Source organism: Vescimonas fastidiosa (genome assembly GCF_018326305.1).
Classification (GTDB): Bacteria; Bacillota; Clostridia; order Oscillospirales; family Oscillospiraceae; genus Vescimonas; species Vescimonas fastidiosa.
The window spans coordinates 700,327-717,011 of sequence record NZ_AP023416.1; the positions used below are offsets into that span (position 1 = coordinate 700,327).

Below are 16,685 nucleotides of genomic sequence, written 5' to 3' on the forward strand. Positions count from 1 at the left end.
CAATTAGATTCCAAAATGAATGACCCATTTGCTTTCACGGGCTGCTTTCTTAAGCAGCTCTGCCAACTCGCGCAGTTGGGGAATGTCGGTAACGACATCTGCAAATACTTTCAGTGAATCGGGGGGAATCAGCGTAATGCCGCAGTATGCAAGCCCCCGGCCCCTGACGGACAGGGTGTGCCAATAAAAATCAATGGCGATGAGCCTATCGGTGACCTCCTGCAAATAGGCGTCGTCCACAGAAATGCAGTCATATTTCTGCGGCTCGTATTTGTCATACCTTTTGCCCGGTTTAGGAGCTTTCGGCATGATCCCAAACTCGTGTTTTAGCATATAGAACACCTCTGCAAAATTTTTCAGCAATGACAGGGAGCCGGAAGGCTCCCTTATTTTTTATGCGGATATGCTGCGCGTCAAAAGTTGAAGTGGGGCAGATACTTGTATTCTTCGGGCGGGGTCATGGAAGAAAGGGCCGCCACCAGCGTGGACTGCTCCTGGTAAACATACTGGTTGAGGTAGTCGATGAAATCACTTTCGTCAAAGCAAATGATGGGTCCGGCGCTTGTATCTCGCACATAAGCCTCCGCATCCGGGCTATAGTGGAGCCAATCTATAAACTCCAGGCAGTATTCCCACAAACTATCCGCCACATCATCGGGGACGGAGTAGACGGAAAGGGGGCCGTCGGCGCTCAGCAGTACATTTTTCATTCTGAATCCTCCTCAGTTTGTTATCTCTCGTTCCTCACACCATTACCGGTGTTTTTCTCCAGTCACTGCCGCAGGGGAGGGGAGAGGCGGCCAGGGTGTAAACATCCGTCCGCCGGGCCTCCCGGGTGAAAAGGGCCTGGGCGGCGGGGCCTAAGCGCCCTACATCCGCCGCCTTGGTCAGCACGGGCACACCGCTATCCTGCATTTGCCGCAGGAGCTTGCGGCCTGCCTCCGTGGCGGCCAGAACCCGGATATAGGGGACCTCCGCCGAGGGCGGCTCCAGGTTTAGAAACGCCGCCCACAGCATCCGCCGCACCCGGGCGGTGGGGTAGCGCTTGGTGGTGGCCCGGGTGAGAATGTCCCCCAGACTGACCCCCGCCTGCACCGCCCGATACACCCGACGGTAAAGCCCTTCACTGCCGCCGTCATAGGGGGCGAAGTCGGTTTCACTCATCAGCCGCAGCCGGGCAAGCATAGCCGCCTCCAGCCGGGCCGGGTCCGCCGGGGCCAGGCCCTTTTTTATCTCCCGGTCCAGGATGTCCGCCGCTGCCGGTGGCATCAGGGCGAAAGCGTCCGCCGCCTGTCCCGCTGCCAGCAGCGCCCGAATTCGGGAGGCCGAGGCAGCCCCGTGGTGGCCGCCGTCCTCCCGGCGCACCGTAATTGCATCTGCGGCAAGGCCCCGGCGGCGTATGGCCTTGAGATATTCCACGGCCAGGGTGTTGTTGGGCTGGGCCAGGAGCCCGCCGCATCCGGCCTCCCGCTCCAGCACCCCTTGCCGGGCGGCGGCGTAAGAAAGGCCCTCGTTCATTTCTGCCCGGATGGCCCGGTGTATATCCTCCCGCAGCAGGACCTCCGCCGCCGTCCACAGGGCGTCTATGTCCCCGCACTCGCTGCCGAAACAGAGGGTTTTCACGCCGCAGAGAGAGAGCAGGCCTACACCGCCGTCGGCAAATTTTTCCGCCGTGGCCATGGCCCAAGGGGTGGGCAGCTCCGCCACCAGGTCGGCTCCGCATCGGACGGCCATCTCCGCCCGGACGAATTTTTCCGCGCAGGCCGGGCTGCCTCGCTGGGTGAAGTTGCCGCTCATGGCGCACACCACCGGCCGCCCCGACGCACCGACCCGGCGCAGCAGCGCCTCATGTCCCCGGTGCAGGGGGTCAAATTCACAAACAACGCCCACTGCGTCCATGGCCGTCCCTCCTTTGCATACTTATTTTCATTCCATTTTACCCTATTTTTCTGCTTTGGGCAACGGCCTGTTGCAATCCGACACAAAAAAAGGTACAATACAATTAAATTTGCAACCGAAAGGAGTTCCCCTCCATGAAAATAGGCATGATGTACGCTATGGATGGCGAAATTGAGAGCCTGCTGAAAAACGAAAACGCCCACCTTATAGAAAAGGTATCCGGTGCCTCCTTTTATCAGATTCGGGAAAATGTGGTGGCCTGCGCCGGAGGCGTGGGCAAGGTGAACGCCGCCATGTCCACCCAGCTGCTCCTCAGCCGCTACGCCCCGGATGTGGTGCTGAATGTGGGCGTGGCCGGGTGCTTTGAAAATGTGCCCATTGGCACCCTGGTGCTGGCCACGGGCTTCGTGCAGCACGACTCCGACACCTCCGCCCTGGGCGACCCTGTGGGCCTGGTGTCCACGGTGAATAAGGTGGAGTTCCCCACCGCCTGGCCCGAGAAGGCCCGGGCCGCCATGGATAAGACGGGCCTGCCCTATCGCACGGGGCTGGTGGCCACCGGCGACTGGTTCGCCACCGACACCCCCCGCAGCCACTGGATCTACGACACCTTCCACCCCTTGCTGTGCGAGATGGAGGGGGGCGCCGTGGCCCAGGTGTGTTACCGAAACGGCGTGCCGTTCCTCTCCCTGAAGTCCGTCAGCGACTGTGTGCTGGAGCACCACGACTTCTTCTTTAACTTCCCCGAGGCCATCCGGGAATTAAACGGCGTGGCCATGAAATTCATCGACAATCTGGAGGCGGAGTGATGGAGCGTATAGCCAGCTTTACCGTGGACCACACCGTGCTGGAGCCGGGGCTGTATCTCTCCCGGCGGGACGGGAATGTGGTGACCTTTGACCTGCGCTTTAAGAAGCCCAACACCGGCGACCTGCTTTCAAACAGCCAAATGCACTCCGTGGAGCATCTCATCGCCACCCTCCTGCGCAACTCCCAAAGCCGGGATGCGGTGGTCTACTTCGGCCCCATGGGCTGCCAGACGGGCTTTTACTTCCTCTTTGACGGGGATAAGCTTACGAATAGTCAGGCCATCGCCCTATTGCAGGCGGTTTTTGCCCGGGCCGCGGAATATGACGGGCCTATGCCCGGCTGCTCCGCCGCCGAGTGTGGAAACTACCGGAACCTCAGTGTGGAGGAGGGTCGGGCCTGCTGCGCCCGGTATCGTGACCTGATTGCCTCCTGGACGGAGGAAATGCTGGTTTATCCCGCAAAATAATACCGAAAAAGTTCCCAAAATCGGTTGACAGACTACCAAAAGTTTGCTAAACTATATAAGCCGCTTTGAATGGGTTATAAGCGTCTGCCCCGTGCAGGCCGCCCCCGACAGCGAGTCCGTAATAAAGGAAAGGTAGGTGCAACAAGTATGCAGGCAATCATCGTGACCGGTGGCAAGCAGTACAATGTTTCTGAGGGTGACACTCTGTTCATTGAGAAGCTGGATGTCAACGCCGGCGACGCCGTGGTCTTCGATCAGGTTCTGGCCATCGTAGATGGGGAGAACACCAAGTTCGGCACTCCCGTGGTGGAGGGCGCTAAGGTGGACGCCACCGTCGTGAAGAACGGCAAGGGCAAGAAGATCCGTATCTTCAAGTACACCCCCAAAAAGGGTTATCGCAAACGCCAGGGCCATCGTCAGCCTTACACCAAGGTTGAGATCGGCAAAATCACTTTCTAAGAGCGTATGACCACCGTTTCATTCCTTGTGGAGCAGTCCCGCATCGTGGGCTTTGATGTCCAGGGGCACAGCGGCTGGGGAGACGAGGGCGCGGACATCGTCTGTGCCGCCGTAACCAGCGCCATCCGTCTGGTGGAGAGCACCGTCAATGATGTGATGGGCCTGTGCGCCTCGGTTAAGGTCCGGGAAAAGGACGCCAAGATCATCTTTCGTCTGCCCGGCGGCCTGTCCGCCCCGGCGGAGAGTACCTGCCAAAATCTGCTGACGGGGCTCATGGTGTATCTTACTCAGCTTCACGACGAATACCCCGAAAACATCGAAGTAATGGAGGAGTGACCTCCTGTTCTCCGCAATCATCTTATAGAAAGGATGGTACTGAATTATGCTGTATATCGGTCTGCAATTCTTCGCTCATAAAAAAGGTATGGGCTCCACCAAGAATGGCCGTGATTCCGAGTCCAAGCGCCTGGGCCCCAAGCGTGCTGACGGTCAGTTCGTTCTGTCCGGCAACATCCTGGTGCGTCAGCGCGGCACGCACATTCACCCCGGCAAGAATGTGGGCATCGGCACCGACGATACCCTCTTTGCCAAGGCTGACGGTGTTGTCCGTTTCGAGCGTCTGGGCAAGGATCGTAAGCAGGTCTCTGTTTACCCCGCCGAGTAATTTGCTTATAAAAACTCCTCCGGCAGTAGTCGGAGGAGTTTTTTTATCGGATGTCGGCGGGCGCCCGGTGTAGGTGTGCGTAGGGGAGGGGCTCTGCCCCTCCCGCGGGCGGGGTAGAACCCCGCCCCTACGGATATGTTGCAAGGAGTGCGGTGGGCGGGCCGATGTAAGCATCGGCCCCTACGGAGAGGCGTGTGCAACTGGGCGGCGGGACACATAGGGCCCGCCCTACATTGTATGATTTGATTTTGTAGGGCAGGGCCCGCGTGTCCTGCCGCTGATTCCGTTTTCCATTCTATCGAAAAAACCGGCCCTCCGGCGTTCACCGGAGGGCCGCTCTTATGCAGCTTGCAATGAGGTTACTGTGCGTCATTCTCCTGCGGAGCCGCCGGGGCTGCCTGGACGGGGGCTTCCTTCTTTCCGAAGGCGTCCTTGAGGTTGCTCATATCGGGGGAGAAGATGTCCGGAGCCGCTGCATCCCCGTTTTGGTTGCGGAGCTTGTTGTTGATGGAGATGATGTTCTTCACCGCCAGCACCGCCATCATCAGCAGCTCATAGGTCACCCGTACGCCAATGGGGCCCAGGATCATGAGCAGGATGCCCTTGCCGCCCATCCAGCCGTTCCAGTCAGTGCAGAAGAGCATGAAGAAGCCGATGAGAATGGTCAGTGCCGTGGCGAAAATATACAGAGCCTGCAAAATTTTCTCGATGATAAGATACTTGAAGTTGCAGGTGTCATGGAGAAATTTACCAAATTTCCCCATCTGGTCCCGACGCTTGGCGGGAACGATAAAAATGAAGGCCAGCACCGTGGCCACGATGGCCAGCACCAGTGCGATAAGGCCCAGGGTCCCCAGGGTGTTTAGGGAGGAGCCGTAAAGAGCGTAGTCGTACATAGTGTTCTCCTTTCAAAAAATGCCTCAGTCTGCAGGGCGACGGATTTCGACCCTTACTCCCTCATTGTATCGGGAAAGCCCCGGCCCGTCAAGACTATTTTATTTTATGTGTATTTTACTTGACAACGGAGTATGAATTGGATATTATAATGGGAGCAAATCGAATTTCCGCTTTGAGGGAGTAATTCCATCCTGCTTTGTGGGATGAGACAGACCCGTCAGTACGGTCCTGTGCGGCCCGGGCTGCCTTGAAAGAATGAGACTCATACATAGGTCAGTGCCTGTGTGGGAGTCTTTTTGTTTTGCCCGGTTGGGCGGAAAAGGAGGATAAAAATGAAACCGGAATATTTACAGTCAGCGGAGGAGGTCCTGTGCAGTCAGGGCAGCCAGCGGGGTGGGCTCACCTCACAGGAGGCTGCCGCTCGCCTGGAGAAGCACGGCCCCAACCGCCTGCAGGAGGCCAAGAAGATCACCAACCTCCAGCGTTTTTTGCAGCAGCTGAAGGATCCTATGCTGCTGATTTTGATGGCCGCCGCCGCGGTGTCCGCCGTTACCAGTATTCTCTCCGGGGAGAAGCTGACGGAGGTTATCATCATCCTGGCGGTGGTGCTGCTGAACGCCGTTTTGGGCGTGGTGCAGGAGAGTAAGGCTGAGGCCGCCATTGAGGCCCTGCAAACCATGACCGCCGCCACCAGCAAGGTGCTGCGGGACGGCAAGATCACCGTGCTGCACAGCGCCGACCTGGTGCCCGGAGATGTGGTGCTGTTGGAGGCCGGAGACGCCGTGCCCGCCGATGGTCGGCTGCTGGAGTCCGCTTCCCTGAAAATCGAGGAGGCCGCCCTCACCGGCGAGAGCGTTCCGGTGAATAAGACCGCCGAGACCATCAGCGCCGAGGGGGATGTGCCCCTGGGCGACCGGAAAAATATGTGCTATATGGGCTCCACCGTGGTCTATGGCCGGGGTAGCGCCGTCATCACCGCCACCGGCATGGACACCGAAATGGGCAAGATCGCCGGGGTTCTGGCCCGGACGGAGCAGGAGGAGACCCCCCTCCAGCGCAAGCTGACCCAGCTGGGCAAGACCCTTTCCTACCTGGTGCTGGCCATCTGTGTGTTTATCTTTGTGTTTGACCTGCTGGTGGAGGGTGACTACTCCCTGGAGGCCATTCTGAAAACCTTCATGGTGGCCGTTTCCCTGGCTGTGGCCGCCATTCCCGAGGGCCTGGCTACGGTGGTGACGGTGGTATTGTCCATCGGCGTTACCAACATGAGTAAGCGCGGGGCGGTGATCCGCCGTCTGACGGCGGTGGAGACCTTGGGCTGCACCCAGGTCATTTGCTCCGATAAGACCGGCACCCTTACCCAGAATAAGATGACCGTGGTGGACCACACAGGCCCCCAGCGGCTCCTGGCCACGGCCATGGCTCTGTGCAGCGACGCTGCCTGGACAGAGGAGGGAGCCCAGGGCGAGCCTACGGAGGCGGCTCTGGTGAATTTCGCCGCCGAGGCGGGGCTGAAAAAACCCCTGCTGGAGGAGCAGCAGCCCCGGGTGGCCGAGGCCCCCTTTGACTCCTCCCGAAAGATGATGTCCACCGTCCACCAGATCGACGGCGGCTTTATCCAGTATACCAAGGGCGCCCCGGATGAGGTGCTGCGCCTTTGCACCTGCTATATAGAGAGCGGCGAAATGCGCCCCATGACCGAGGAAAAGCGCCGGGCTATTCTGCTGGAGAATAAGGCTATGGCCGACCGGGCCCTCCGGGTCCTGGCCGCCGCCCAGCGCAGCTGGGGCGACAAGCTGCCCGAGGATATAAGCCCCGAGACCCTGGAGCAGGATCTGTGCTTCATAGGTCTGGCGGGCATGATCGACCCCGTGCGTCCGGAGGTGAAGGACGCCATCCACCAGTGCCGTAAGGCGGGCATCCGCCCGGTGATGATCACCGGTGACCATAAGGACACCGCCGTGGCCATCGCCAAGGAGCTGGATATTCTCGACAGCGCCGACCAGGCCATCACCGGCAGCGCCCTTAACGACCTGACGGATGAGGAGCTTGCGGAGGCTGTGCCCAGGTACAGCGTCTATGCCCGGGTCCAGCCGGAGCATAAGGTGCGCATCGTCAGTGCCTGGAAAAAGCGCGGAGCCATTACCGCCATGACCGGCGACGGCGTCAACGATGCCCCCAGCATCAAGACCGCCGACATCGGTGTGGGTATGGGCATCACCGGCACCGATGTCACCAAGAATGTGGCGGACATGGTCCTCTCCGATGATAACTTTGCCACCATCGTGGGCGCGGTGGGCGAGGGCCGCCGCATTTACGACAATATCCGCAAGACCATCCAGTTCCTCCTGGCCTCCAATATGAGCGAGGTGCTGGGCGTGTTCACCGCCACCCTCCTGGGCTTCACCCTGCTGGGGCCGGTGCATCTGCTGTTTATCAATCTTATTACCGACTGCTTCCCGGCCCTGGCCCTGGGCCTGGAGAAGGCGGAGCCGGATGTGATGGATCGGCCGCCCCGGGACAGCCACGACGGCATCTTTGCCGGCGGCCTGGGCCTGGATATTCTGTATCAGGGCGTGCTTATCACCGTCATTACCCTGGCCTCCTATATCATCGGCCACTGCGTGGAGGTGGGGTATTTCGAGATGCCCTCCGGCGTCTCTCCCCACGGCATGACCATGGCCTTTTTGACCATGAGCATGTGCGAGATATTCCACAGCTTCAATATGCGCTTCCAGCGCCGCAGCATCTTCTCCGGCCACAGCCATAATAAAGTCCTGTGGGCGGCCATGCTGGGCAGCCTCCTTATAACCACCCTGGTCCTGGAGGTGGGGCCCATTGCCGATGCCTTCGGCTTCACCCCTGTGGGCTGGGCCGAGTACGGTATCGCCCTGGCCCTGGCCGTGCTGGTGATCCCGGTGGTGGAGCTGGTGAAGTTCTTCCAGCGCCGTGCCGCAAAGAAAAAGCACAAATAATCATAATAGATATATGCAGGAAAAAGACCGCCTCTCGGCGGTCTTTTTTCGTGGCGCGGATATTCGGTTGTAGGGACCGATGCCTACATCGGCCCGAACCGGGTTTGCACAAATTTCCTTGTCATCCGTAGGCCCGGACGCCCCTGTCCACCCGTCCGGGCTTGCACCGCATTTCTTATAATGTGTCATTGCGAAGCCGGTGCGCACACCGGCTGTGGCAATCCGTAACTCCCGTCCTTACAGGCCCCCTTGCCTAAAGGGGGCTGGCACGGCGAAGCCGTGACTGGGGGATTCCAAGCAGGCACTTTCTTGCCAAACCTCCGTAGGGGCCGATGGTCCTGTTGCGGTGCCCAAAATTTTTGCGCTGCCTTACGGCGAACGCTTAAAATTTTGACCGCGGCCACTCGCTCACTTCGCTTTCTCTGCCACCGGCAGCGCTCAGTTCGCTCCCCACATCGGCCCGCACACCGCACTTCTTGTAACCCACCCTACGCAAGCATTCCAGCATTTTCGTAGGGGCGACCCTTGCGGTCGCCCGCCCCCGTCTCATTCCGATTTAATCAAATTCAATGGGCGTTCTTACGCAGACCTCCCGGATCTTTTCCTGCAGGGCCTTTAGATCCACGAAAGCCTCCGGCTTCTTGCTTCCGTCCCGGAGCAGGGCTGCCGGGTGGTACATGGCTGTCATCAGCACACCGTTTTTCTCACAGAACTGCCCATGCTCCCGGGTGATCTTGAAATTCTCCCGTATCAGCTCCATGGCCGCAATGCGCCCCAGGCACACAATGATCTTGGGCCGCAGAAGCGCCACCTGCCGCCGCAGATAGCCGATGCAGGCGTCCTTTTCCACATTCAGCGGGTCCCGGTTCTGGGGCGGACGGCACTTGACGATGTTGGCGATGTATACCGCCTCCCGCTTCAGACCGATCATTTCCAGCATATCATCCAGCAGCTTCCCGGCGGCGCCCACGAAGGGTACGCCCTCTGCGTCCTCGTTGGCCCCGGGCCCCTCACCGATGAACAGGACCTCCGCCTCTCGGCTTCCCACGCCGAACACCACATTTTTCCGGGTCCGGCTCAGGGCGCAGGCCTGGCAGCTTCTGCATTCGTTTTCCAATTTCTCCCATTCGGACATAGCTTTTCCTCCCCCTATTTTCAAAATCGGGCATAACACCGCCGCCTGGGTGAAAAACTGAAAGGCGAGGTGATCATATGATCTGGTTTTGGACCTTTATTTTTTACAGCCTGGCGGGCTATGGCCTGGAAAAGCTCTACGCCTTCGCCGTCCGAGCCCGGCATCGGGTGCGCAAGTGCTTTCTGCTGCTGCCTCTGTGCCCGGTGTACGGCCTGGCCATGGTGGCGGTGCTTCGCCTGGCGGGGGACACGGAGAGCTTTTGGCAGCTGGCCCTGTATGGAGGGATCCTCTGCACCGCCGTGGAGTACGCCGTGCATTTTCTCTATGAAAAATGCCTGGGCGTCCTGTTTTGGGATTACAGCGGCACCCACTTAGACCTCCACCGGCGCATCTGCTTCCCCTTTGCCGTGGCCTGGGGACTGCTCTCGGCCCTGGCGGTGCGCCTGGTGCAGCCGCGTATTGCCCCGGTGCTGGCGAGTATCTCTCCGGAGGCGACCTTAGCTGCGGTGCTGCTGCTCATGGCCGACAGCTTCTTTACCGTCCGTCTCCTGCGCCGCAGCCATAATATAGACCTCTTAGGCCTTAAAAACCTCTGGGCGGAATTGCATCAGATATAACGGGAAAGCCAATTCAAAATGTCGTTATACACCGTCTCCTGCATGGCCTTTTCATTGAGGATCTCGTGCCGCAGGCCGGGGTAGAGCTGAATGGAAACATCCTGCATCCCGGCGGCCCGGAAGGCATCATATGACCGCCGCACGCCCTTTCCCATGTTGCCCACCGGGTCATCCTGCCCGGCGATGAACAGCACCGGCATAGAGGTGTCCATCCTTGCCAGGTTCCCCCGCTTCTGATTGAAGCGGATACCCCCCAGCATATCCCGGAACAGGCCCACCGTAGCGTCCGCTCCGCACAGGGGGTCGGCGATGTAGCGGTCCACATTCTCCGTGTCTGCCGAGAGCCAGTCCACGCCCGTGCGGTTGGGGGCAAAGGCCCGGTTATACCCGCCGAAGGCCATCTCGGTGACAAAGGGACTGGTGGAGTCCGGTCCGTTTTTATAGAGGAAGCGCTTGGCGACCAAGGTGCCGCCTGTGAGCATATAGCCCGGCTGCCAGCCGGTGCCCATGATGACGGCGGCCTTTTTCTCCCCGGGATAGCGGATGAGATACGACCGGGTGAGAAATGACCCCATGCTGTGCCCCAGGATAAGCTGAGGCAGACGCTTATAGCGCTTGGCCAAAATCAGGTGCAGGCCGTGGATGTCGTCCACCGCGTGCTTCCATCCGTCCTTTTCCCCGAAATATACCGGCGTGCCTCCCTGGGGCAGGGACTTGCCGTGGCCCAGGTGGTCGTGCCCGGCCACCACGATGCCCTGGCTATTCAGAAACCGGGCAAAGTCGTCGTACCGCTCAATGTGTTCTGCCACACCGTGGGCGATCTGCAAAACACCCCGGAACTTGATTTTTTCCTCCGGGGTCCAGATGCACCCGTGCAGCTGGGTCTTTCCGTCGGAGGAGAGGAAACGGAAATGTTCACAATTTGTCATAGAATCGGCGCTCCTTCCGTGGTATACTATCAGCGTAGTATTATATCACATCGGTGTGAAAAAGAAAAGAGGAGAAGCCAATGGAGCAGTATATTCTGGCGCTGGACCAGGGAACCACCAGCTCCCGCGCCATTCTGTTTGACCGCCGCGGTCAGATCGCCTCGGTGGGCCAATACGACTTTCCCCAGATCTATCCCCAGGCCGGCTGGGTGGAGCACGACCCGGCAGACATTTGGGGGTCTGAGAGCCGGGCGGCGGCAGAGGCTCTGCGCGCCGTAAAGCCGGGCCAGGTGCTGGGCATCGGCGTCACCAACCAGCGGGAGACCACCCTGCTGTGGGACAAAAAAACCGGCGAGCCGGTGTATAACGCCATTGTCTGGCAGTGCCGCCGCACGGCGGAGATGTGCGAGGAGCTGAAAAAGCGGGGCCTTACGGAGCGGATTCAGGCCACCACCGGCCTCCTGCTGGATGCCTATTTTTCGGCCACGAAAATCTGCTGGATATTGGATAATGTCCCCGGGGCCCGGGATCGGGCGGAGCGTGGCGAGCTGCTCTTCGGCACCGTGGAGAGCTACCTCATCTGGAAGCTCACCGGCAGCCATGTGACGGACTACTCCAATGCCTCCCGTACCATGCTCTTCGATATTCATAACCTCCGCTGGGACGAGGAGCTGTGCGACATTTTGCATATTCCCATGTCCGCCCTGCCCCGGCCCGTGTCCAACAGCGAGATCTACGGCACCGTGAAGCCCGATATTCCCGGCTTTGAAAAGGTGGCGGGGGTTCCGGTGTGCGGTGCGGCGGGGGACCAGCAGGCGGCCCTCTTCGGCCAGGGGTGCTTTGCTCCCGGCCAGGCTAAAAATACATACGGCACCGGCTGCTTTACCCTGATAAATGTAGGCACGGACCCGGTGCGCAGCCGGGCGGGCCTGGTCACCTCCGTTGCCTGGCAGGTAAAAGGTAAAACCTGCTACGCCCTGGAGGGCAGCGTTTTTAACGGCGGCAGCACCATCCAGTGGCTGCGGGACGAGCTGGGTATCATAAGCTCCGCCCCGGAGATCAATACCCTGGCGGCCACGGTCCCTTCCTCCGGCGGCGTGGTGGTGGTGCCCGCCTTCACAGGCCTGGGCGCTCCCTATTGGGATATGTATGCCCGGGGCGCCATCCTGGGTCTGACCCGGGGCACGGGCCGGGCCCATATTGCCCGGGCGGTGCTGGAGTGCATCGCCTACCAGGTCACGGACCTGATGCTGGCCATGCGCCAGGACGCCGGGTGCGACATTGCCTGCCTGCGGGTGGACGGCGGCGCCAGCGTCAGCGACCTGCTGATGCAGCTCCAGGCCGACGGTCTGCGCATCCCCGTGGATCGTCCCGCCATGGTGGAGACCACCGCCTTCGGCGCGGCGGCTCTGGCGGGTCTGGCCTGCGGTATGTGGAGCAGCCTGGAGGAGCTGGAGACCCTCCGCCGCAGCGACCGGGTGTTCCTGCCCCAGAGGGTCCAGAGCGAATGCGACGAGGAATACCGTCTCTGGAAGCGGGCCGTAGCCCGGGCCGCCGACTGGATCGAGCATTAAAAACAGCAATAGATAACACCCCCCCGTAGGGGCCGATGCCTACATCGGCCCGCCTACTGTACCCCTTGTACCCCTCCGTAGGGGCCGATGCCTACATCGGCCCGCCTACCGTACCCCTTGTAACCCTCCGTAGGGGCCGATGCCTACATCGGCCCGCCCACCGCACCCCTTGTACCCCCCCGTAGGGGCGGACGCCTCTGTCCGCCCGCCCGGGCTTGCACCGCAGCTCTTGCGAAAATAGTGTCATTGCGCGTCCCCCACCCCCATCTTTCTCTTGCAAACCCTAAAAAAATTTTGTATAATAACCAAAACCGCAAAATGTGAAAGGAGATTATAATATGGCATTTTTTGATGAATTGACCAAGAAGGCGCAGACCTATGCAGGCGTAGCCGTGGATAAGGCAAAGGATCTGGCAGGTGCCGCCAGCGAGAAGGCCAAGGAAGTGGCCGACTCCGCCAAGATCAATATGGCCATCCTGTCTGAGCAGCGGGAGCTGGATAAGAATTACAAGGCCATCGGCGAGTGGTTTGTAGCCGAGTACGGCGAAGATATTCCGGATGCTGTGAAGGATGTGGTGGAGGCTGTGAACGCCTCCAAGGCCAAGATCGCCGAGCTGGAGGCCTCCAAGCCCCAGAAGGACGAGGAGGAAGAGCCCGCCGAGCGTACCTGCCCTGTCTGCGGCACCACCGCCGACAGCAAGTTCTGCCCCGAGTGCGGCGCCCCCATGGGCGAGGCCAAGGATACCCAGGAGTAATGAACCCCGAAATCAAAAAGGGCGGCGCATCGCGCCGCCCTTTTTAGAGCAAAAGCCACCCGGCAGCGGAGGCCCCTACGAAATTGCTTGTAGGGGCGTCCGCCTCTGTCCGCCCATGGCGATTTGCCTTACCATAACTATTATAATATACGATTATTTCGGAAATTCCAGGCCAAACACCCCGCCGTCCTCTCCCAGCAGCACCACATCTCCGGCCACCACCGCGCCGTCGCATTGCAGCAGGTTCACCTGGGCGTCCCTGCGCCCACCGGGGTAGTTGGTCACCCGGTAGGTGTAGCGGCACACCACCTTCCCCCCGCAGTCCGCAAAGGGCAGCCCCTGCTCCGTTTGCAGGGCCAGGTAGTCCTCGTAGCCCTTGAGGTCCGCCGGCAGCTTTATTTGCAGCGTCTCCACCGGCTCCGGCTCCACCTGCCAGCCCAGCTTTTCCAGGTAGGTGACGCGGCCCTCGTTGCCGCCCGGATATACCCTTTCGGCCCCTTTTCCTCTCCCCCGGGAGAGCAGCAGCACGGCCCCCACCGCAATAACCAGGACTATCGCCGCCGCCGGCAGCAGCTTTCGGCGGGAAAAGCATAGCATTTTCATCTCGATCACCCCGGACCAGCCTATGCGCGCTGCGCCCGGGATATGCACACAGGAGAAAAAACATGGAACGATTGGATAAGCTCCTCGCCGCCACGGGCCGCTGGTCCCGGCGGGAGGTGAAGGACCTGGTGCGCCAGGGCCGTGTGGAGCTGGATGGTCAGCCTGCCGCCGCCGCAGATGTGAAAATAGACCCCACCGCCGCAGATATTCGGGTGGATGGCGAAGCCCTGTCTTACAGCCGCTTTACCTATCTGATGCTCCACAAGCCCGCCGGCGTTCTCTCCGCCGCCCGGGACAGCCGGCAGAAAACGGTGCTGGACCTGCTGCCCCCGGAGCTGCGGCGCCGGGGCCTTTCGCCGGTGGGCCGTCTGGATAAGGACACCGAGGGGCTCTTGCTCCTCACCAACGACGGCGCCCTGGCCCACCGCCTGCTCTCTCCCAAGAGCCATGTGGATAAGGTGTACTATGCCCGCACCCGGGGCACCCCTACGGCGGCGGACACCGCCCGCCTTGCCGCCGGTCTCACCCTTTCGGACGGCCTGGTCTGCCTGCCCGCCCACCTGCGCGTCACCGGGGACGGGGAGGTGCTGCTGACCCTGCAGGAGGGAAAGTTTCATCAGGCCAAGCGTATGCTGGCCGCCTGCGGCACCCCCGTTACCTATCTCAAACGCCTGTCCATGGGCCCTCTCAGCCTGGATGAGACCCTGCGCCCGGGTGAATTTCGTCATCTTACCCAGGAAGAAATTGCCATCTTAGGCCAATGCGTTGGGTTTACAGAGACAGATTGCCAAAAAAATGACAACAATTTTTGTGAGAAATATAAAAAAACTCTTGCAAAACCGTGATTCTGACGGTATAATACAAAAAAGGCCTAAACAGATTGCACAAATTCATTCCTAAGGGAATGGCCGGGAGGATTATCATGTCGGGACGGATTTTTCAAAATGTAGTGCTGCAATTCAAGGAGACAACGGACCGTGTCATCGGCGTTTTGGACGCTGACGGCTGCGTTATTGCCTGCAGCGAACTTACCGGGATCGGCAAAAAGTGGACCAAGTATGTGGACGCCATTGAAGGGGCCGACGGCAACTGTGTCTGCGTGGAGGGCAAGACCTTCAAGGCTTTGCCCGGTTGGGGCAGCCACTTCGACTATGCCGTGTTTGCCAGCGGCGACGACAGCGTGGGCCGCACGGTCTGCGCCATGGCCTGCGTGGCACTGAACTCGGCCAAGGCCTATTATGAGGAGAAGCACGACAAGGGCTCCTTCATTAAGAACATCATTTCCGACAATATCCTTATCAGCGACATTTATATGCGTGCTAAGGAGCTTCATGTACCCGTGGAGGTAAACCGGGGTGTGTTTGTCATCCGGCCTATCGACGAGCGCATGGAGAGCGTACCCATGGATGTGGTCCAGGGCCTGTTCCCCGACCGGCAGAACGACTTCGTCCTCAGTGTGGGCGAGGCGGATGTGGCTCTCATTCACCAGCTGCCCGACGGCGCCGATGGCCGTGACCTGGACCGGGTGGCCCAGCAGATCGGCGAGGCCTTGAAGGTAGACGGGGAGAACACCGTGTTCGTGGGCGTGGGCACCATTGCCACCCATCTGCGGGATCTGGCCAAGTCCTACAAGGAGGCCCAGATCGCCATTGAGGTGGGCAAGGTGTTCGACACCGAGCGTTACATTGTCAACTATGAGAACCTGGGCATCGGGCGTCTGATTTATCAGCTCCCCACCACCCTGTGCGAGATGTTCCTGCAGGAAGTGTTCAAGAAGAATCCCATCGATGCCTTGGATCAGGAGACGCTGTTCACCATCTACAAGTTCTTTGAAAACAACCTCAATGTGTCCGAGACCGCCCGGAAGCTCTTTGTTCACCGCAATACCCTGGTCTATCGTCTGGAGAAGATCAAAAAGCTCACAGGCCTGGACCTGCGGGAATTCGACGACGCTATCACCTTCAAGGTAGCCCTGATGGTGAAAAAGTATCTCACCAGCCGCGGTATCGAAGCGTAAAGAATCAATCGACCCCCAGGGAGGCACCCTCGTCGGTGCCTCCCTGTTTTCACGCCACTGGCCATTGGCAATTATCAATAGAGGTATCCGTAGGGGCGGACGCCTCTGTCCGCCCGCCCGGCCTTGCCCCGCACTCCTTGCAAAAATCCCTGTCATTGCGAACCAGTGACCGATTCACTGCTGTGGCAATCCGCAACCCCCGTCCCCCTGGCCCCCTTGCCTAAAGGGGGCTGGCACGGCGAAGCCGTGACTGAGGGATTCCTCCCTGCACCGCACCTCTTGTAACGCATCCGTAGGGGCGGACGCCTCTGTCCGCCCCTTGCACCCCTTGTATCGCATTCGTAGGGGACGATGCCCACATCGTCCCGCCCCATCGCACTCCTTGTAGCCCCTCCGTAGGGGCGGGGTTCTACCCCGCCCGCTGCAAGGCACCCCTTGTAACTCTCCGTAGGGGCGACCCTCGCGGTCGCCCGCCCGGCCTTGCCCCGCACTCTTTGCAAAAATCCCTGTCATTGCGAACCGGTGACCGATTCACTGCTGTGGCAATCCGCATCCCCGTCCCCTTGGCCCCCTTGCCTAAAGGGGGCTGGCACGGCGAAGCCGTGACTGGGGGATTCCTCTCTGCACCGCACCTCTTGTAGCCCCTCCCCTACGCACCTCAAGATACGCTTCCGTAGGGGACGATGCCCACATCGTCCCGCCCCACCGCACCCCATGTAAAACCCCTGTCATTGCGAACCGGTGACCGATTCACTGCTGTGGCAATCCGCATCCCCCGTCCCCAAACCCGCTGCGCATTTCATTTTCCCCTATTCCCTCAAATCCCCCTTCCTTCCCCACAGTTCACACTTTTTTCATATTTTTCCTGTTGCAAAATACTGCCCC

18 protein-coding genes are annotated in these 16,685 nt (G+C 60.0%); 11 read left to right on the forward strand and 7 right to left on the reverse strand.

Annotated elements, in window-relative coordinates:
- Window positions 1-3: 3 nt before the first annotated feature.
- From KI236_RS10700 to KI236_RS10710, 3 genes are all read right to left on the reverse strand, one after another.
- Window positions 4-309, reverse strand: coding sequence for a hypothetical protein (locus KI236_RS10700; RefSeq protein ID WP_228738148.1), 306 nt, complete (start codon window positions 307-309; stop codon window positions 4-6).
- Between the two features lie 104 nt (window positions 310-413).
- Window positions 414-710, reverse strand: a complete 297-nt coding sequence (locus KI236_RS10705) for a hypothetical protein (RefSeq protein WP_212821745.1) — start codon at window positions 708-710, stop codon at window positions 414-416.
- Between the two features lie 34 nt (window positions 711-744).
- Complete coding sequence (locus KI236_RS10710) at window positions 745-1,899, reverse strand: tRNA(Met) cytidine acetate ligase (protein ID WP_212821746.1); 1,155 nt, start codon at window positions 1,897-1,899, stop codon at window positions 745-747.
- 134 nt (window positions 1,900-2,033) lie between these two features.
- Between KI236_RS10710 and mtnN the strand changes: the two genes are divergently transcribed.
- From mtnN to rpmA, 5 genes are all read left to right on the forward strand, one after another.
- The gene (gene mtnN, locus KI236_RS10715) at window positions 2,034-2,708 is read left to right on the forward strand and encodes a 5'-methylthioadenosine/S-adenosylhomocysteine nucleosidase (protein WP_022136310.1); all 675 of its coding nucleotides are present in this window, start codon (window positions 2,034-2,036) and stop codon (window positions 2,706-2,708) included.
- Window positions 2,708-3,175: an S-ribosylhomocysteine lyase gene (locus KI236_RS10720; protein WP_212821747.1), complete on the forward strand. Its 468-nt coding sequence runs from the start codon at window positions 2,708-2,710 to the stop codon at window positions 3,173-3,175. The genes mtnN and KI236_RS10720 overlap by 1 nt, the downstream gene beginning before the upstream one ends.
- 147 nt (window positions 3,176-3,322) lie before the next feature.
- Window positions 3,323-3,634: a 50S ribosomal protein L21 gene (gene rplU / locus KI236_RS10725; protein ID WP_022135013.1), complete on the forward strand. Its 312-nt coding sequence runs from the start codon at window positions 3,323-3,325 to the stop codon at window positions 3,632-3,634.
- Between the two features lie 6 nt (window positions 3,635-3,640).
- Entirely contained in the window at window positions 3,641-3,970 is a 330-nt protein-coding gene (locus tag KI236_RS10730) for a ribosomal-processing cysteine protease Prp (RefSeq protein ID WP_212821749.1), read from the forward strand.
- Window positions 3,971-4,016: 46 nt separating this feature from the next.
- Window positions 4,017-4,298, forward strand: coding sequence for a 50S ribosomal protein L27 (gene rpmA / locus KI236_RS10735; RefSeq protein WP_212821750.1), 282 nt, complete (start codon window positions 4,017-4,019; stop codon window positions 4,296-4,298).
- Window positions 4,299-4,657: 359 nt separating this feature from the next.
- On the opposite strand, the gene KI236_RS10740 is transcribed toward rpmA, so the two are convergent.
- On the reverse strand, window positions 4,658-5,194 hold the full coding sequence (locus tag KI236_RS10740) for a hypothetical protein (RefSeq protein ID WP_212821751.1): 537 nt from the start codon (window positions 5,192-5,194) through the stop codon (window positions 4,658-4,660).
- 333 nt (window positions 5,195-5,527) lie between these two features.
- Here KI236_RS10740 and KI236_RS10745 point away from each other — a divergent pair, with 333 nt between their 5' ends.
- Window positions 5,528-8,170 (forward strand): cation-translocating P-type ATPase, encoded by a 2,643-nt coding sequence (locus tag KI236_RS10745; protein WP_212821754.1) that lies wholly within the window; start codon window positions 5,528-5,530, stop codon window positions 8,168-8,170.
- Window positions 8,171-8,726: 556 nt separating this feature from the next.
- On the opposite strand, the gene KI236_RS10750 is transcribed toward KI236_RS10745, so the two are convergent.
- Entirely contained in the window at window positions 8,727-9,305 is a 579-nt protein-coding gene (locus KI236_RS10750; protein ID WP_212821756.1) for a uracil-DNA glycosylase, read from the reverse strand.
- A 77-nt stretch (window positions 9,306-9,382) separates the two neighbouring features.
- Here KI236_RS10750 and KI236_RS10755 point away from each other — a divergent pair, with 77 nt between their 5' ends.
- Window positions 9,383-9,922 (forward strand): putative ABC transporter permease, encoded by a 540-nt coding sequence (locus KI236_RS10755; protein WP_212821757.1) that lies wholly within the window; start codon window positions 9,383-9,385, stop codon window positions 9,920-9,922.
- Here the strand turns inward: KI236_RS10755 and KI236_RS10760 are convergent.
- Window positions 9,913-10,851 (reverse strand): alpha/beta fold hydrolase, encoded by a 939-nt coding sequence (locus KI236_RS10760; RefSeq protein ID WP_212821758.1) that lies wholly within the window; start codon window positions 10,849-10,851, stop codon window positions 9,913-9,915. The genes KI236_RS10755 and KI236_RS10760 overlap by 10 nt on opposite strands.
- Before the next feature lie 80 nt (window positions 10,852-10,931).
- Here KI236_RS10760 and glpK point away from each other — a divergent pair, with 80 nt between their 5' ends.
- Both glpK and KI236_RS10770 read left to right on the forward strand, forming a co-directional pair.
- Window positions 10,932-12,425, forward strand: a complete 1,494-nt coding sequence (gene glpK, locus KI236_RS10765) for a glycerol kinase GlpK (protein ID WP_212821759.1) — start codon at window positions 10,932-10,934, stop codon at window positions 12,423-12,425.
- A 338-nt stretch (window positions 12,426-12,763) separates the two neighbouring features.
- On the forward strand, window positions 12,764-13,180 hold the full coding sequence (locus tag KI236_RS10770) for a zinc ribbon domain-containing protein (protein ID WP_212821760.1): 417 nt from the start codon (window positions 12,764-12,766) through the stop codon (window positions 13,178-13,180).
- A 153-nt stretch (window positions 13,181-13,333) separates the two neighbouring features.
- On the opposite strand, the gene KI236_RS10775 is transcribed toward KI236_RS10770, so the two are convergent.
- The gene (locus tag KI236_RS10775; RefSeq protein WP_228738161.1) at window positions 13,334-13,783 is read right to left on the reverse strand and encodes a DUF4830 domain-containing protein; all 450 of its coding nucleotides are present in this window, start codon (window positions 13,781-13,783) and stop codon (window positions 13,334-13,336) included.
- A gap of 62 nt (window positions 13,784-13,845) precedes the next feature.
- Between KI236_RS10775 and KI236_RS10780 the strand changes: the two genes are divergently transcribed.
- Both KI236_RS10780 and KI236_RS10785 read left to right on the forward strand, forming a co-directional pair.
- A complete protein-coding gene (locus KI236_RS10780) occupies window positions 13,846-14,628 on the forward strand; it encodes a pseudouridine synthase (protein ID WP_212821763.1) in 783 nt (260 codons plus the stop codon).
- A gap of 77 nt (window positions 14,629-14,705) precedes the next feature.
- Window positions 14,706-15,800, forward strand: coding sequence for a PucR family transcriptional regulator (locus tag KI236_RS10785; protein ID WP_212821773.1), 1,095 nt, complete (start codon window positions 14,706-14,708; stop codon window positions 15,798-15,800).
- Window positions 15,801-16,685 lie beyond the last annotated feature (885 nt).

Excerpts from the sequence above, each read along its gene's own strand:
- KI236_RS10710 (WP_212821746.1), bottom strand. The coding sequence starts at position 1,899 with ATGGACGCAGTGGGCGTTGTTTGTGAATTTGACCCCCTGCACCGGGGA.
- KI236_RS10750 (WP_212821756.1), bottom strand. The coding sequence starts at position 9,305 with ATGTCCGAATGGGAGAAATTGGAAAACGAATGCAGAAGCTGCCAGGCC.
- KI236_RS10700 (WP_228738148.1), bottom strand. The coding sequence starts at position 309 with ATGCCGAAAGCTCCTAAACCGGGCAAAAGGTATGACAAATACGAGCCG.
- KI236_RS10730 (WP_212821749.1), top strand. The coding sequence starts at position 3,641 with ATGACCACCGTTTCATTCCTTGTGGAGCAGTCCCGCATCGTGGGCTTT.
- KI236_RS10770 (WP_212821760.1), top strand. The coding sequence starts at position 12,764 with ATGGCATTTTTTGATGAATTGACCAAGAAGGCGCAGACCTATGCAGGC.
- glpK (WP_212821759.1), top strand. The coding sequence starts at position 10,932 with ATGGAGCAGTATATTCTGGCGCTGGACCAGGGAACCACCAGCTCCCGC.
- KI236_RS10705 (WP_212821745.1), bottom strand. The coding sequence starts at position 710 with ATGAAAAATGTACTGCTGAGCGCCGACGGCCCCCTTTCCGTCTACTCC.
- KI236_RS10745 (WP_212821754.1), top strand. The coding sequence starts at position 5,528 with ATGAAACCGGAATATTTACAGTCAGCGGAGGAGGTCCTGTGCAGTCAG.
- KI236_RS10720 (WP_212821747.1), top strand. The coding sequence starts at position 2,708 with ATGGAGCGTATAGCCAGCTTTACCGTGGACCACACCGTGCTGGAGCCG.
- rplU (WP_022135013.1), top strand. The coding sequence starts at position 3,323 with ATGCAGGCAATCATCGTGACCGGTGGCAAGCAGTACAATGTTTCTGAG.
- KI236_RS10780 (WP_212821763.1), top strand. The coding sequence starts at position 13,846 with ATGGAACGATTGGATAAGCTCCTCGCCGCCACGGGCCGCTGGTCCCGG.
- KI236_RS10740 (WP_212821751.1), bottom strand. The coding sequence starts at position 5,194 with ATGTACGACTACGCTCTTTACGGCTCCTCCCTAAACACCCTGGGGACC.
- KI236_RS10760 (WP_212821758.1), bottom strand. The coding sequence starts at position 10,851 with ATGACAAATTGTGAACATTTCCGTTTCCTCTCCTCCGACGGAAAGACC.
- mtnN (WP_022136310.1), top strand. The coding sequence starts at position 2,034 with ATGAAAATAGGCATGATGTACGCTATGGATGGCGAAATTGAGAGCCTG.
- rpmA (WP_212821750.1), top strand. The coding sequence starts at position 4,017 with ATGCTGTATATCGGTCTGCAATTCTTCGCTCATAAAAAAGGTATGGGC.
- KI236_RS10785 (WP_212821773.1), top strand. The coding sequence starts at position 14,706 with ATGTCGGGACGGATTTTTCAAAATGTAGTGCTGCAATTCAAGGAGACA.
- KI236_RS10755 (WP_212821757.1), top strand. The coding sequence starts at position 9,383 with ATGATCTGGTTTTGGACCTTTATTTTTTACAGCCTGGCGGGCTATGGC.
- KI236_RS10775 (WP_228738161.1), bottom strand. The coding sequence starts at position 13,783 with ATGAAAATGCTATGCTTTTCCCGCCGAAAGCTGCTGCCGGCGGCGGCG.